Origin of the sequence: Mycobacterium tuberculosis complex sp. N0072, from assembly GCF_030323725.1 — a bacterium.
In the GTDB taxonomy this organism is placed as follows: Bacteria; Actinomycetota; Actinomycetes; order Mycobacteriales; family Mycobacteriaceae; genus Mycobacterium; species Mycobacterium tuberculosis.
Genome location: NZ_CP040689.1, coordinates 523112 through 538699, shown reverse-complemented (window position 1 = coordinate 538699; position 15588 = coordinate 523112). Strand labels below are relative to the sequence as shown.

Below are 15588 nucleotides of genomic sequence, written 5' to 3'. Positions count from 1 at the left end.
ACATCGTCGTGGTAACCAGCGTGTCGGCTTTGGCTGTGGCCGTGGTGCATTCGGTGGCGTTTGCGATCGGCCGCCGCATCGGCCGGTACAACGTCGTCGACGTGGTATGGGGCTTGGGTTTCGTCGCCGTCGCCGTCGCCGCCGCGACGCTCGGCCACGGCGACCCGGTTCGCCGATGGCTGCTACTAGCGTTGGTGTCGACCTGGGGTCTGCGGCTGAGCTGGCACATGTACCGCAAGACAGCCGGTCAGGGGGAGGATCCCCGCTACGCCGACCTGCTGCGCGGTGCCACGCCTGTGCAGGCATTGCGCAAGGTCTTCGGATTACAGGGCCTCCTGACGTTGTTCGTCTCATTCCCGCTGCAGCTTTCCGCAGTCACCGGGCCGACGCCGAAGCCGTTACTGGCTGTTGGGGGCGTGGGCTTAGCCGTGTGGCTGGTCGGTATCACCTTCGAAGCGGTGGGAGATTGGCAACTGTGGGTATTCAAATCCGACCCGGCCAATCGCGGGGTCATCATGGACCGCGGCCTGTGGGCCTGGACGCGTCACCCCAACTACTTCGGCGATGCCTGTGTCTGGTGGGGGTTGTGGTTGATCACGATCAACGACTGGGCGCCGCTGGCCACGGTGGGTTCGCCGCTGCTGATGACCTACCTGCTGGTGGACGTCAGCGGAGCCCGGCTGACTGAGAGATACCTGAAGGGTCGCCCCGGTTTCGCCGAATATCAAAGGCGAACAGCCTATTTCGTGCCCCGGCCACCGCGATCGGCGCGTCGGTGATGACCGGCTTGACCATCTCGGCGCCGGCTGGCGATAGGCTACCCATCGATGACCGGACCGCCACGGCTGAGCAGCGACCTGGACGCCCTGTTGCGCCGGGTCGCTGGTCACGACCAGGCCGCATTCGCCGAATTCTACGACCACACCAAGTCGCGGGTGTATGGACTGGTGATGCGGGTGCTGCGTGATACCGGCTACAGCGAAGAAACCACCCAGGAGATCTATCTTGAGGTGTGGCGGAACGCGTCGGAGTTTGACTCCGCCAAAGGTTCCGCGTTGGCCTGGCTTTTGACCATGGCCCACCGGCGCGCTGTCGACCGAGTCCGTTGCGAGCAAGCCGGCAACCAGCGGGAAGTGCGCTATGGTGCGGCCAACGTCGATCCCGCGAGTGACGTCGTCGCCGACCTGGCGATCGCCGGTGATGAGCGGCGCCGGGTGACCGAGTGCCTCAAGGCGTTGACCGACACGCAGCGGCAGTGCATCGAACTGGCCTACTACGGCGGGCTGACGTATGTCGAAGTTTCGCGGCGGTTAGCGGCCAATCTGTCGACCATCAAATCCCGCATGCGCGACGCCCTGCGCAGCCTGCGCAACTGCCTGGACGTGTCATGACTGCGCCGGCCGAGCGAAGCGATGCGTTGGGAGAGCGGCGCTCATGACTGAACATACCGATTTTGAGCTGCTCGAGCTGGCTACCCCGTATGCCCTGAACGCTGTGTCCGACGATGAACGAGCCGACATCGACCGACGGGTGGCCGCCGCGCCCTCGCCGGTAGCCGCGGCTTTCAACGACGAAGTTCGAGCCGTCCGCGAGACGATGGCCGTCGTCTCGGCGGCCACCACCGCCGAGCCGCCAGCACATCTGCGGACGGCCATCCTGGATGCGACCAAGCCCGAGGTTAGGCGCCAATCACGCTGGCGTACGGCAGCCTTTGCGTCCGCAGCGGCGATCGCTGTGGGGCTGGGGGCGTTCGGCCTGGGGGTGCTGACCCGGCCATCGCCACCCCCCACCGTGGCCGAGCAAGTTCTGACGGCGCCGGACGTACGGACGGTCTCTCGCCCACTGGGCGCCGGGACGGCCACGGTGGTGTTCTCCCGCGACCGCAACACAGGTCTGCTGGTGATGAACAATGTGGCGCCACCATCCCGGGGAACCGTGTATCAGATGTGGCTGCTGGGAGGGGCCAAAGGGCCGAGGTCGGCGGGGACGATGGGCACCGCGGCGGTGACGCCCTCGACGACGGCGACGCTGACCGATCTCGGAGCCTCGACCGCACTGGCATTCACCGTCGAACCCGGCACCGGATCACCACAGCCCACCGGTACCATCTTGGCCGAGCTGCCGCTCGGGTGAGCCGAGGACGCACACCCCGGCCCCTCACCGCAGTCTCGGCGCGACAATGGTGCCCAGCATCGCGACGAACACGCCGGGTACCACTAGGGCGGCGCTGCCGGCTAGCGTCAGGTAACCATCGGTGCAGGCGATCTTCGGCGTAGCTGACCATCGCCTCAGCGATCCGGCGGATGTCGCCGTTATCGGGCTATCCCCCGCAGGTAGGCGGCCTGCCCGAGGTGCTGAGCGCAGTCGTCGACGATGCTCACCAACCGTGCGCTGACGGTAACCGGCGGATTCCAACTGGTATCCACCACACGGGACAACTCATCTGCGGTCATGCCAGCGATGTATTCCAGGGTCAGTTTATGCACCGCGTGGTAGTACCCCGACAGCAGGTCGGCGGGTGCCCGTACCTTCGCCACATCCTCGGGACGGTGTCCATATCCGGTGTCGTGCCGCGGCAGATCTAACCCAAAGCGGTCCACCCAACCGTCGCGGGTCCACACCTCTTCCACGCCGGCCACATGGGCGACCTGTATATCCTGCACCCGGGCGCTGTGCCCAGGCGAGTTGGTCGGTGAGGCCGTCGGTGAGTTCGTCGACATGTTCGATCAACCGGGTGAACGCGTCGCGGAGCAACTCTTGGGCCGCGGCGTCGGTGCTTGCCATACCAGCGACATTACGGGGCAGGTGGCAGACCCTCAGCTGCATCCCGGCCGCCAGTCGGCCCCTACCCGGGACTAGGTAAGCTGGCGGTTCCTAGGGGCGCTCCAAAGATGACCCCAAAGATGAGTGGTATTGAAGTGCCGATACCGCCACGGCAACGGTCGCTGACAGTTAAGTTGGATCAGTGACAAGCCCGCATTTTGCGTGGTTGCCGCCAGAGATCAATTCGGCACTGATGTTTGCCGGTCCCGGGTCGGGACCGCTAATTGCTGCGGCCACCGCCTGGGGCGAGCTGGCCGAAGAATTGCTCGCGTCAATAGCGTCGCTTGGCTCCGTCACATCCGAACTGACTAGTGGCGCCTGGCTGGGTCCGTCCGCGGCGGCGATGATGGCCGTCGCAACCCAGTACCTAGCCTGGCTCAGCACGGCGGCAGCGCAGGCGGAACAAGCGGCCGCACAGGCCATGGCAATAGCGACCGCGTTCGAGGCGGCGCTGGCGGCCACCGTGCAGCCGGCAGTGGTAGCGGCCAATCGTGGCCTGATGCAGCTGCTGGCAGCTACGAACTGGTTTGGGCAGAATGCTCCGGCGCTCATGGACGTCGAGGCGGCATACGAGCAAATGTGGGCATTGGACGTGGCGGCGATGGCTGGTTACCACTTCGATGCGTCTGCGGCCGTCGCACAACTGGCGCCCTGGCAGCAGGTCTTGCGGAACCTCGGCATCGACATCGGCAAGAACGGCCAGATCAATCTGGGCTTCGGCAACACCGGCAGCGGCAACATCGGCAACAACAACATCGGCAACAACAACATCGGCAGCGGCAACACCGGCACCGGCAACATCGGCAGCGGCAACACCGGCAGCGGCAACCTGGGCCTCGGCAACCTCGGCGACGGGAATATCGGCTTCGGCAACACCGGTAGCGGGAATATCGGGTTCGGGATCACCGGTGATCACCAGATGGGTTTCGGCGGCTTCAACTCGGGTAGCGGCAACATCGGCTTCGGGAACTCGGGCACCGGCAACGTCGGCTTATTCAACTCCGGCAGCGGAAACATCGGCATCGGGAATTCGGGCTCCCTGAACAGCGGCATCGGGACCTCGGGGACAATCAACGCGGGCCTCGGCAGCGCAGGCAGCCTCAACACCAGCTTCTGGAACGCGGGGATGCAAAACGCCGCCTTAGGAAGCGCGGCTGGCTCGGAGGCGGCCTTGGTCAGCTCCGCCGGCTACGCCACCGGCGGCATGAGCACGGCGGCTTTGAGTTCGGGCATCCTCGCCTCCGCCCTCGGATCAACGGGCGGTCTCCAACACGGCCTGGCGAACGTCCTCAACTCGGGCCTGACCAACACGCCCGTCGCCGCCCCGGCCAGTGCTCCTGTTGGCGGCCTGGACTCAGGCAACCCGAACCCCGGTAGCGGCAGTGCCGCGGCTGGCTCGGGCGCAAACCCGGGCCTTAGAAGCCCTGGCACCAGCTACCCGAGCTTCGTCAACTCGGGCAGCAACGACTCGGGCTTGCGGAATACCGCCGTGCGTGAGCCGAGTACCCCCGGCTCCGGCATCCCCAAGTCGAACTTCTACCCGAGCCCCGACCGCGAATCCGCCTACGCCAGCCCGCGGATCGGGCAGCCGGTCGGTTCGGAGTAACACATCGGGCGCCTATCCTCGAATCCGTGGGTGCCAAAAAGGTAGACCTCAAACGGCTGGCCGCCGCCTTGCCCGACTACCCGTTCGCTTACCTGATCACCGTCGATGATGGCCATCGCGTGCACACGGTGGCAGTCGAGCCGGTGCTGCGCGAACTCCCCGACGGCCCCGATGGACCCCGGGCAGTGGTCGACGTCGGCCTGATCGGGGGTCGTACGCGGCAAAACCTGGCCCACCGCAGCGAAGTCACCCTGTTGTGGCCGCCATCCGATCCTAGCGGCTACTCGCTGATCGTCGACGGCCGTGCCCAGGCGTCGGACGCAGGCCCCGATGACGACACCGCCCGCTGCGGTGTCGTACCCATCCGCGCGCTGCTGCACCGAGACGCGGCCCCCGACTCGCCCACAGCGGCCAAAGGTTGCCTACACGACTGCGTGGTGTTCTCGGTACCGTAGCTCCCAACCAGAGGAGCCCGGCCCCACAAAGGGACCGGGCTCCTCGCTGCGACTTCTCGCCGGGGTCAGAAATCCATGCCACCCATGTCGCCGCCACCGGGAACGGAAGCCTTCTCCTTTTCCGGCTTGTCGGCAACGACGGCCTCGGTGGTCAGGAACAGCCCCGCGATGGACGCCGCATTCTGCAGCGCCGAACGGGTCACCTTGACCGGGTCAGCAACGCCGGCAGCGAGCAGATCCTCGTAGACACCGGTCTGAGCGTTCAGTCCGTGGCCAGCCGGCAGGTTGCGCACCTTCTCGGCCACCACGCCCGGCTCCAGCCCGGAGTTGAAGGCGATCTGCTTCAGCGGGGCCTCCAGCGCCACCTTCACGATGTTGGCGCCGGTCGCCTCGTCGCCTTCGAGCTTCAGCTCGTCCAGGGTCGGGGCCGCTTGCAACAGCGTCACACCCCCACCGGCGACGATGCCCTCCTCGACGGCGGCCTTGGCATTGCGAACCGCATCCTCGATGCGGTGCTTGCGCTCCTTGAGTTCGACCTCGGTGGCGGCACCGGCCTTGATCACCGCGACACCACCGGCCAGCTTGGCCAGCCGCTCCTGCAGCTTCTCACGGTCGTAGTCGGAGTCGCTGTTCTCGATCTCCTGGCGGATCTGGGCCACTCGTCCGGCGATGGCGTCGGTGTCACCGGCGCCCTCGACGATGGTGGTCTCGTCCTTGGTGACCACGACCTTGCGGGCCTTGCCTAGCAGCGACAGGTCGGCGTTCTCCAGCGTCAGGCCGACCTCTTCGCTGATCACCTGACCACCGGTGAGAATGGCCATATCCTGCAGCATCGCCTTGCGGCGGTCGCCGAAGCCGGGAGCCTTGACCGCCACCGACTTGAAGGTGCCGCGGATCTTGTTGACGACCAGGGTGGACAGCGCCTCGCCCTCGACGTCCTCGGCGATGATCAGCAGCGGCTTACCGGCTCCGATGACCTTCTCGAGCAGCGGCAGCAGATCCTTGACAGTGGACACCTTGGAGCTGACCAGCAGGATGTAGGGGTCCTCCAGGACCGCCTCCTGACGCTCCGGGTCGGTCACGAAGTACCCCGAGATGTAGCCCTTGTCGAACCGCATACCCTCGGTGAGCTCGAGCTGCAGCCCAAAGGTGTTGGACTCCTCGACGGTGATGACGCCCTCGTTGCCCACCTTGTCCATCGCCTCGGCGATCAGGTCACCGATGGACTGGTCACCCGCCGAAATCGCTGCGGTGGCCGCAATCTGCTCCTTGGTCTCGACCTCCTTGGCGCCCTTGAGCAGGGTCTCGGTGACCTTCTCCACGGCCTTTTCGATGCCGCGTTTGAGACCGAGCGGGTTGGCGCCGGCCGCGACGTTGCGCAGGCCCTCGCGAACCAACGCCTGGGCCAGCACGGTGGCCGTCGTGGTGCCGTCACCGGCGACGTCATCGGTCTTCTTGGCTACCTCTTTGACCAGCTCGGCGCCGATCTTCTCGTACGGATCCTCCAGCTCGATCTCCTTGGCGATGGACACACCATCGTTGGTGATCGTGGGGGCACCCCACTTCTTTTCCAGGACGACGTTGCGGCCCTTGGGGCCCAATGTCACCTTTACCGCATCGGCGAGGGCGTTCAAGCCCCGCTCGAGGCCGCGACGGGCCTCTTCGTCGTACGCAATTGTCTTGGCCATTGCGAAGTGATTCCTCCGGATCGGGGATGAAACGGGGGTCACCGGGTGACGGCAACCCCGCTACTTACGCTGGCCGGGCGCAGTGCCCGCGACGGACGGCTCAAGTTGTCCTCGCTGCCACTCGCTGCGACGACGGGCCTGGCCTCACCGTCCCGACCTAGCACTCACCGGTCGCGAGTGCCAACGTTATTCTTAGCACTCGCCTATGCCGAGTGCAAGAAGCCCCGCACCGGGTCATGCCCCTCGTTCGACCTTGTCCTCGGCCCTCCGATCCGGGTGAGTATGTTCGGCCCATGACCGCCAACGACAACAAGACCCGTAAATGGTCGGCCGCAGACGTCCCCGATCAAAGCGGGCGCGTCGTTGTGGTCACCGGCGCCAACACCGGCATCGGCTACCACACCGCCGCCGTGTTTGCCGACCGCGGTGCACACGTAGTGTTGGCCGTCCGCAATCTCGAGAAGGGCAACGCCGCCCGGGCCCGCATCATGGCCGCCCGCCCAGGCGCCCACGTCACGCTGCAGCAACTCGATCTGTGCTCGCTGGACTCGGTGCGCGCAGCCGCCGACGCGTTACGCACGGCCTATCCGCGCATCGACGTGCTAATCAATAACGCCGGCGTGATGTGGACGCCGAAGCAGGTCACCAAGGACGGTTTCGAGCTGCAGTTCGGTACCAACCATCTCGGTCATTTCGCACTAACCGGACTGGTACTCGACCACATGCTGCCGGTACCCGGTTCGCGGGTGGTGACCGTCAGCAGCCAGGGCCACCGGATTCACGCTGCCATCCACTTCGACGACTTGCAGTGGGAACGCCGTTACAACCGCGTCGCCGCCTACGGACAAGCCAAACTGGCTAATCTGCTGTTCACCTACGAGCTGCAACGCCGGCTGGGCGAAGCGGGCAAATCCACCATCGCCGTCGCCGCTCACCCTGGCGGCTCCAACACCGAGCTGACTCGCAACCTGCCGCGACTTATCCGGCCCGTCGCTACCGTGCTCGGGCCGTTGCTTTTCCAAAGCCCAGAGATGGGCGCCCTGCCAACACTGCGTGCCGCCACCGATCCGACCACGCAGGGCGGGCAATACTACGGCCCGGACGGGTTCGGCGAGCAGCGCGGTCACCCGAAGGTGGTCCAATCCAGCGCGCAGTCCCACGACAAAGATCTGCAGCGCCGCCTCTGGACCGTCTCCGAAGAACTCACCGGCGTCAGCTTCGGAGTCTGAACGACCGATAATGGCCGGGTGCGGTCAGTCCAGGAGCATCAACGTGTCGTAGCGGAGATGATCCGCGCCTGTCGCCCGATTACGGTTCCGCTGACCCAGGCTCAAGGTCTGGTCCTGGGCGGCGACGTGGTCGCACCGCTGTCGCTGCCGGTTTTCGACAACTCCGCAATGGATGGCTATGCGGTGCGCGCCGAAGACACCTCAGGTGCCACACCGCAAAATCCGGTGATGTTGCCGGTCGCCGAGGACATTCCCGCCGGGCGCGCCGACATGCTGACGCTGCAGCCTGTGACTGCGCACCGGATCATGACCGGTGCGCCAGTGCCCACCGGTGCGACGGCGATCGTGCCGGTCGAAGCCACCGACGGCGGCGTCGATTCGGTGGCGATCCGCCAACAGGCCACCCCAGGCAAGCACATCCGACGGTCGGGCGAAGACGTCGCCGCCGGTACCACGGTGCTGCACAACGGCCAGATCGTGACCCCGGCGGTGCTCGGCCTGGCCGCCGCGCTGGGTTTGGCCGAGCTGCCGGTGCTCCCCCGTCAGCGGGTGCTGGTGATCTCCACAGGGTCGGAGCTGGCGTCGCCAGGCACGCCCCTACAACCGGGTCAGATCTACGAGTCCAACTCGATCATGCTGGCCGCTGCCGTCCGCGATGCGGGCGCCGCTGTGGTCGCCACCGCAACCGCCGGCGACGACGTCGCGCAGTTCGGCGCGATCCTTGACCGGTACGCGGTGGACGCCGACCTGATCATCACCAGCGGCGGTGTCAGTGCCGGAGCCTACGAGGTGGTCAAAGACGCGTTCGGCAGCGCTGACTACCGGGGAGGCGACCACGGTGTCGAATTCGTCAAGGTGGCGATGCAACCCGGAATGCCCCAGGGCGTCGGGCGGGTGGCAGGTACGCCGATCGTCACCCTTCCCGGCAACCCGGTCAGCGCGCTGGTGTCCTTCGAGGTGTTCATCCGTCCCCCGCTGCGCATGGCCATGGGCCTGCCGGATCCGTACCGGCCGCACCGAAGCGCGGTACTCACCGCGAGCCTGACATCGCCGCGCGGCAAACGTCAGTTCCGACGCGCAATACTCGATCACCAGGCAGGCACGGTCATCAGCTACGGCCCACCGGCGTCGCACCATTTGCGTTGGTTGGCATCGGCCAACGGACTTCTGGACATCCCGGAGGACGTCGTGGAGGTGGCTGCCGGAACGCAGCTGCAAGTCTGGGACTTGACCTAACCGGACCGATCCTAGTGCCGTGCACCCAACCTGCGGCACGAAGCTCCGTAAGATGACCCCGTGGCCAGACGCCCCCGCCCCGACGGCCCGCAACATCTGCTCGCCCTGGTGCGGTCCGCCGTTCCACCGGTTCATCCGGCCGGGCGGCCGTTCATTGCCGCCGGCCTTGCGATTGCGGCCGTCGGACACCGCTACCGGTGGTTGCGCGGCACGGGTCTGCTGGCGGCCGCTGCCTGCGCGGGCTTCTTCCGGCACCCGCAGCGGGTACCGCCCACCAGGCCGGCTGCCATTGTCGCGCCCGCCGACGGCGTGATCTGCGCGATCGACTCAGCGGCCCCACCGGCCGAACTCAGCATGGGTGACACGCCGTTACCGCGAGTCAGCATCTTCCTGTCGATATTGGACGCCCACGTGCAACGTGCCCCGGTGAGCGGGGAAGTGATCGCCGTGCAACACCGGCCGGGCCGGTTCGGGTCGGCCGACCTACCGGAGGCGAGCGACGACAACGAGCGCACCAGTGTGCGGATCCGCATGCCCAACGGCGCCGAGGTGGTCGCGGTGCAGATCGCCGGGCTGGTGGCGCGCCGCATTGTGTGCGACGCACACGTCGGAGACAAGCTGGCCATCGGTGACACCTACGGCCTGATCCGGTTCGGCTCCCGGCTGGATACCTACCTGCCAGCGGGCGCAGAGCCGATCGTCAACGTCGGCCAGCGCGCGGTCGCCGGCGAGACCGTGCTGGCCGAATGTCGATGATCGGAAAGCCCCGCGGCAGGCGAGGGGTAAACCTGCAGATACTGCCCAGCGCGATGACGGTGCTGTCCATTTGCGCGGGACTGACCGCAATCAAGTTTGCGCTCGAGCACCAGCCGAAGGCCGCGATGGCACTGATCGCCGCAGCGGCCATCCTCGACGGGCTCGACGGCCGGGTGGCCCGCATCCTGGATGCCCAGTCGCGGATGGGCGCAGAGATCGACTCACTGGCCGACGCGGTGAACTTCGGAGTGACACCCGCGCTGGTGCTTTACGTGTCGATGTTGTCGAAGTGGCCGGTCGGTTGGGTGGTCGTGCTGCTCTACGCGGTGTGCGTGGTATTACGGCTGGCGCGGTACAACGCACTGCAGGACGACGGAACCCAGCCCGCCTACGCGCATGAATTCTTCGTCGGAATGCCCGCGCCGGCGGGCGCGGTTTCCATGATCGGCCTGCTAGCCCTCAAAATGCAGTTCGGCGAAGGATGGTGGACCTCGGTCTGGTTCCTCAGCTTTTGGGTGACGGGAACGTCGATACTCTTGGTCAGCGGGATCCCGATGAAAAAGATGCACGCCGTGTCGGTACCACCCAACTACGCGGCCGCCCTGCTGGCGGTGCTGGCTATCTGCGCGGCGGCCGCAGTCCTGGCCCCCTACTTGTTGATCTGGGTGATCATCATCGCCTACATGTGCCATATTCCTTTCGCGGTGCGCAGCCAGCGCTGGCTTGCCCAACACCCTGAGGTGTGGGACGACAAGCCCAAGCAACGGCGCGCGGTGCGGCGCGCGAGCCGCCGGGCGCATCCCTACCGGCCGTCGATGGCGCGGCTGGGCCTGCGCAAGCCGGGTCGACGGCTGTGACCCACCCGGACCCGGCCCGCCAACTCACCCTTACCGCCCGGCTGAACACCTCGGCCGTCGACTCACGCCGCGGCGTCGTTCGGTTGCACCCCAATGCCATTGCTGCCCTTGGCATCCGCGAGTGGGACGCGGTGTCGCTGACCGGCTCTCGGACAACCGCCGCGGTCGCCGGCCTGGCCGCGGCAGACACCGCGGTCGGGACGGTGCTGCTCGATGACGTCACACTGTCCAATGCGGGCCTTCGCGAAGGCACCGAGGTGATCGTCAGCCCGGTCACCGTCTACGGAGCGCGATCGGTGACGCTGAGCGGTTCAACGCTGGCCACCCAGTCGGTGCCGCCGGTCACGCTGCGGCAGGCCCTACTCGGCAAGGTGATGACCGTCGGTGACGCGGTCTCGCTGCTGCCCCGCGATCTAGGCCCCGGCACATCCACGTCGGCTGCCAGCCGCGCATTGGCAGCTGCGGTCGGGATCAGTTGGACCTCGGAGCTGCTGACCGTTACCGGCGTCGACCCCGACGGGCCGGTCAGCGTGCAGCCCAACTCGCTGGTCACCTGGGGCGCTGGGGTCCCGGCCGCAATGGGTACGTCCACGGCCGGGCAAGTGAGCATCTCGAGTCCGGAGATCCAGATCGAAGAGCTCAAGGGCGCCCAGCCGCAGGCTGCCAAGCTCACCGAATGGCTCAAGCTTGCCCTCGATGAGCCGCACCTACTACAGACCTTGGGCGCCGGCACCAATTTGGGTGTGCTGGTGTCGGGTCCGGCCGGGGTGGGCAAGGCGACGCTGGTGCGCGCGGTGTGCGACGGCCGAAGGTTGGTGACACTGGATGGTCCGGAGATTGGAGCTCTGGCCGCCGGAGACCGGGTCAAAGCCGTGGCCTCGGCAGTGCAGGCGGTTCGCCATGAGGGCGGTGTGTTGCTGATCACCGATGCCGACGCCCTGCTGCCAGCCGCCGCCGAGCCGGTAGCCTCGCTGATCCTGTCCGAGCTGCGTACCGCGGTGGCCACCGCCGGTGTGGTATTGATCGCCACCTCAGCACGGCCCGATCAACTCGATGCCCGGCTGCGTTCCCCCGAGTTGTGCGACCGGGAGCTTGGCCTGCCGCTGCCCGACGCGGCCACCCGCAAATCGCTGCTGGAGGCGCTGCTGAATCCGGTTCCTACCGGAGACCTCAACCTCGACGAAATCGCCTCCCGCACACCGGGTTTCGTCGTGGCCGACCTGGCTGCGCTGGTTCGCGAGGCGGCGCTGCGGGCAGCGTCTCGAGCCAGTGCCGACGGCCGACCACCGATGCTGCACCAAGACGACCTCCTCGGTGCGTTGACCGTCATCCGGCCGCTGTCCCGCTCGGCCAGCGACGAAGTCACCGTGGGTGACGTGACGCTCGACGATGTCGGTGACATGGCCGCGGCCAAACAAGCACTGACCGAGGCGGTGCTGTGGCCGCTGCAGCACCCCGACACCTTCGCTCGGCTAGGTGTCGAACCGCCGCGCGGGGTGTTGCTGTACGGCCCGCCCGGCTGCGGCAAGACCTTTGTGGTTCGTGCCCTGGCCAGCACCGGACAGTTGAGCGTGCATGCCGTCAAAGGGTCGGAGCTGATGGACAAGTGGGTGGGCTCCTCGGAGAAGGCAGTCCGCGAGCTATTCCGGCGGGCCCGCGACTCCGCGCCGTCACTGGTGTTCCTCGACGAGCTGGACGCTCTGGCGCCACGGCGCGGTCAGAGCTTCGACTCGGGCGTCTCCGACCGGGTGGTGGCCGCGCTGCTGACTGAGCTCGACGGTATTGACCCGCTGCGGGATGTCGTCATGCTAGGCGCGACCAACCGGCCCGATCTGATAGACCCGGCGCTGCTGCGCCCGGGGCGGCTAGAACGGCTGGTGTTCGTTGAACCGCCCGACGCTGCCGCTCGCCGCGAAATCCTGCGCACCGCTGGCAAGTCGATCCCGCTGAGCTCCGACGTCGACCTGGACGAGGTGGCAGCCGGACTCGACGGTTATAGTGCCGCCGACTGTGTGGCGCTGCTGCGCGAAGCCGCGCTTACCGCGATGCGGCGTTCCATCGATGCCGCCAACGTCACCGCCGCCGACCTGGCGACCGCGCGAGAAACCGTGCGCGCGTCGCTGGATCCGCTGCAGGTGGCGTCGCTGCGTAAGTTCGGCACCAAGGGTGACCTTCGGTCCTAGCGACCACTGATGAAGTCGAGCAATTGCGGGTACTGGTCGGCAATGGTGCGAAGGCGTTGACCATTGTCGAGCCGGTTCCGCACCCGGATGCGCTTGCCGGCGGTGACGGGTCCGTATATGGTGCTCGGCGCAGTGAATGTGGTTCAGGCCCAGTGGGTCAGACGCACCGCGTAGGGCAGTTACGTCGACAACTCGAACTCCACCATCGCGGCCACCGAGTCCAGCGCGTCACCCAAGCGGACCAATCGATCGGCCGCCGACGGCGCCGCCAGCACGGCGTACCGATCGGCCGGGCCCATCGGCACTCGACATGCCAGCGCGTACAGACGCTGCCCGGTATCGGCTGGGTCAACCACCGGGTAGCCCAATACCACCTCACGGGCCGGCAGCCGAACTCCCCGGGCGGCAGCGATCCGCTCGAATAGCGCCACAACCCGGTCTTCGACTTCCAGCAGCTGGGCAGCCGTCACTGGGTGCCCCGGCTGGTCGGGCCAGAACCGTACCTTCGCACGCGGGTACGGATCGTCGGGCAGCCAGTCGCACACCCGGATCCGTTCGCCCACCCGGCAGCGCAGCATATAGCGACCCGAACCCGCGTCCGCGCATTCGGTGATCCTGGCCAGCGTCCCGACATCACATCGCGTATCGCCGCCGCCGACCTCGCGGCCACGCGAGATCAGTACAACACCGAAGCGAGGATCCGCGGTGTCCATGCAGTCACGGACCAGCGCCGCGTAGCGGGGCTCAAAGATGTGCAACGGCAGATCTTCGTCGGGCAGCGGCGCCGACTCGAGCGGGAACATCGCCAACTCAACCGGCGCGAAATCGGCCATCACCTAAACCTCAATCTCCTCGCGGCTGGCGGACGTCACACTCAGCCAGCCCGCATCGGCTAAATCACCAGCTCGGCAACCAGCGCGTCAACTACCGCGCGCAAATCGCCGTCATGCTGCTGCGCCACTCGCAGCTGCCGCTGGTAGGAGGCGCCATCGCGGTAGATATCGGAGACCGCGGCAAGCTCGTCGGCACAGTTCAGCGACTTGGCGACCGGCTCCAGCCGGGTCAGCACATCCGCGAGGTCATCGGTAACCAGCCGTTCGTTGCTGTCGGCGTCCAAGATGATCACCGCGTCCAGGCCGTAGCGGGCGGCACGCCACTTGTTCTCCTGGACGTGCCAGGGAGGCATGGTCGGTAGCGTTTCGCCGGCGTCCAAGCGGCGGTCCAGATCGACGATCAGGCAATGCGTCAGCGCGACCAGCGCGCCGAGCTCTCGTAGGTTGGACACGCCATCGCAGATCCGCACCTCCAGGGTGCCCAGATGGGGTGAGGGTCTTATATCCCAACGGATTTCGTCCATATGGTCGATGATGCCGGTCTTCTTCTGGTCGTACACGAAACCTTCGAACTCCGCCCACCTCTGAAAGTGAAACGGCAGCCCGGCGGTGGGCAACTGCTGGAACATCATCGCCCGGTTGCTGGCATACCCGGTGTCTTCGCCACCCCACCAGGGTGATGAGGCCGAGAGCGCCAACAGATGCGGGTAGTAGTTGAGCAGCGACGTCATGATCGGCATCACTTTGTGCGCCGAGCGAATCCCGACATGCACGTGTACACCCCAGATCAGCATCTGCCGGCCCCACCACTGGGTGCGTTTGATCAGCTCCGCGTACCGCGGCGCGTCGGTGAGCTTCTGGGCCGACCACCGCGCGAAGGGGTGGGTACCCGCGCAGAACAGCTCCATCCCGCGGTCGCGCACGATCTGACGGGCGGGGCCCAGGGTATCGCGCAGATCCTGCATTGCCTCGGCGGTACATTCGCAGATACCGCTGACAATCTCTACGGTGTTGCGCAGCAATTCCTTGTGGACCCGCGGGTTTTCGCCGATTTCGGCGATAACCGCGGTGGCTTCATTGCTCAGATCGCGGGTCTGCGAGTCAACGAGCGCGAACTCCCACTCCACACCGAGGGTGGGCCGCGGTGAGCCTGCGAAATCAATTCGGGCGGCCGACCTGCGGGCAGGCAAGCTAGCCGGAACCAATGACACCGCACGCCACCCGCTTGCCGGCGTCGCCGGTGGTCAACGTCGTCTCGTCGGGACCCGGAGTCCCATTGACCTGGACGTAGCGTTCTGGCGGAATGTTGGCAAAGTTGTCGGCGCCGGCGTGAATGATGATCGCGGTTTTCGCGCCGCTCAGCAGGTCGTCCATGGTGAAGGCGTCGGTGGTGGTCACCAGCATCGCCGAACCGTCACCGCGTACCTGCAGCGAGGCCAGGTCGCCGCTGGCGGGGGTGCCGGTATGCCCTGGCACGTGGTAGTGGCCGCCGGCGGACAGAAAGTTGCCGGGCGCACCGCCGGTGGGGGCAACCGAGTTGGGCTCACACTTACCCACCTGGTGGATGTGTAGGCCGTGGAAGCCGGGCGTGAGCTTACCGACGCCGGTCGTCGCGATCGTGACGGTGGCATAGCCGTTGGCGAACTCGAACTTCGCGGTCGCTACCTTCGTGCCGTCGGGCGCCGTCAGGGTACTGGTCAGGCTCTGCGCACCGGGCGACTCCTCGTCGTGACCCGAAAGTCCCGACGGCGCGGGCGATCCGGTCCAAATCGACGGCGTGGTACCCGGAACTGTAGACGCGTGCTGCGGCGACGAGCATGCGCTCAGCAGCGCGGCACCGGCGCCCAGAAACAACGCGGACAGGACCGACGTGCTGACAGCTGCGTGATTGCGGTGATCGGCGGGCTTTGGCATAGCGAGAG

Annotated in this window: 14 protein-coding genes and 1 pseudogene; 10 read left to right on the top strand and 5 right to left on the bottom strand. The window is 66.6% G+C overall.

Translation table 11 applies throughout. From position 1 onward, the window contains the following. Positions 1-8: 8 nt before the first annotated feature. The 3 genes from FF952_RS02345 to rskA are packed head-to-tail and all read left to right on the top strand — an operon-like array spanning position 9 to position 2133. Complete coding sequence (locus FF952_RS02345; protein WP_003402248.1) at positions 9-779, top strand: DUF1295 domain-containing protein; 771 nt, start codon at positions 9-11, stop codon at positions 777-779. A gap of 48 nt (positions 780-827) precedes the next feature. After that, entirely contained in the window at positions 828-1391 is a 564-nt protein-coding gene (gene sigK, locus FF952_RS02340; protein ID WP_003402246.1) for a sigma-70 family RNA polymerase sigma factor SigK, read from the top strand. Between the two features lie 43 nt (positions 1392-1434). Continuing rightward, positions 1435-2133: an anti-sigma-K factor RskA gene (gene rskA, locus FF952_RS02335; RefSeq protein WP_003898455.1), complete on the top strand. Its 699-nt coding sequence runs from the start codon at positions 1435-1437 to the stop codon at positions 2131-2133. Positions 2134-2312: 179 nt separating this feature from the next. On the opposite strand, the pseudogene FF952_RS02330 reads toward rskA, so the two are convergent. After that, positions 2313-2784, bottom strand: a pseudogene (locus FF952_RS02330) (mycothiol transferase). Positions 2785-2965: 181 nt separating this feature from the next. On the opposite strand from FF952_RS02330, the gene FF952_RS02325 reads away from it, so the two are divergent. Next, positions 2966-4429 (top strand): PPE family protein, encoded by a 1464-nt coding sequence (locus FF952_RS02325; RefSeq protein WP_003402239.1) that lies wholly within the window; start codon positions 2966-2968, stop codon positions 4427-4429. A 26-nt stretch (positions 4430-4455) separates the two neighbouring features. After that, positions 4456-4884 carry a hypothetical protein gene (locus FF952_RS02320; RefSeq protein WP_003402238.1) on the top strand — a complete coding sequence of 143 codons (429 nt, stop codon included), beginning with the start codon at positions 4456-4458 and terminating at the stop codon, positions 4882-4884. 65 nt (positions 4885-4949) lie between these two features. Here the strand turns inward: FF952_RS02320 and groL are convergent, their stop codons facing one another. After that, positions 4950-6572 carry a chaperonin GroEL gene (gene groL, locus FF952_RS02315; RefSeq protein ID WP_003402236.1) on the bottom strand — a complete coding sequence of 541 codons (1623 nt, stop codon included), beginning with the start codon at positions 6570-6572 and terminating at the stop codon, positions 4950-4952. A 293-nt stretch (positions 6573-6865) separates the two neighbouring features. Here groL and FF952_RS02310 point away from each other — a divergent pair, with 293 nt between their 5' ends. Genes FF952_RS02310 through FF952_RS02290 form a run of 5 tightly spaced genes read left to right on the top strand, consistent with a single transcriptional unit; the run spans position 6866 to position 12833 of the window. Beyond that, positions 6866-7801: an SDR family NAD(P)-dependent oxidoreductase gene (locus FF952_RS02310; protein WP_003402219.1), complete on the top strand. Its 936-nt coding sequence runs from the start codon at positions 6866-6868 to the stop codon at positions 7799-7801. Between the two features lie 18 nt (positions 7802-7819). Continuing rightward, complete coding sequence (gene moeA, locus FF952_RS02305) at positions 7820-9037, top strand: molybdopterin molybdotransferase MoeA (RefSeq protein WP_003402217.1); 1218 nt, start codon at positions 7820-7822, stop codon at positions 9035-9037. A 60-nt stretch (positions 9038-9097) separates the two neighbouring features. Next, positions 9098-9793 (top strand): phosphatidylserine decarboxylase, encoded by a 696-nt coding sequence (locus FF952_RS02300; RefSeq protein ID WP_003402216.1) that lies wholly within the window; start codon positions 9098-9100, stop codon positions 9791-9793. After that, positions 9790-10650 carry a CDP-diacylglycerol--serine O-phosphatidyltransferase gene (gene pssA, locus FF952_RS02295; protein WP_003402213.1) on the top strand — a complete coding sequence of 287 codons (861 nt, stop codon included), beginning with the start codon at positions 9790-9792 and terminating at the stop codon, positions 10648-10650. The genes FF952_RS02300 and pssA overlap by 4 nt, the downstream gene beginning before the upstream one ends. Further along, positions 10647-12833 (top strand): AAA family ATPase, encoded by a 2187-nt coding sequence (locus tag FF952_RS02290; protein WP_003402206.1) that lies wholly within the window; start codon positions 10647-10649, stop codon positions 12831-12833. The genes pssA and FF952_RS02290 overlap by 4 nt, the downstream gene beginning before the upstream one ends. Before the next feature lie 179 nt (positions 12834-13012). Here FF952_RS02290 and FF952_RS02285 read toward each other — a convergent pair whose 3' ends face one another. From FF952_RS02285 to sodC, 3 genes are read right to left on the bottom strand one after another with little or no spacing between them, the layout of a single operon-like run. After that, a complete protein-coding gene (locus tag FF952_RS02285) occupies positions 13013-13666 on the bottom strand; it encodes an LON peptidase substrate-binding domain-containing protein (RefSeq protein WP_003402203.1) in 654 nt (217 codons plus the stop codon). Between the two features lie 59 nt (positions 13667-13725). Then, positions 13726-14856 carry a glutamate--cysteine ligase gene (locus FF952_RS02280; protein ID WP_003900145.1) on the bottom strand — a complete coding sequence of 377 codons (1131 nt, stop codon included), beginning with the start codon at positions 14854-14856 and terminating at the stop codon, positions 13726-13728. A 1-nt stretch (position 14857) separates the two neighbouring features. Further along, complete coding sequence (gene sodC / locus FF952_RS02275) at positions 14858-15580, bottom strand: superoxide dismutase[Cu-Zn] (RefSeq protein WP_003402198.1); 723 nt, start codon at positions 15578-15580, stop codon at positions 14858-14860. Positions 15581-15588: the final 8 nt, after the last annotated feature.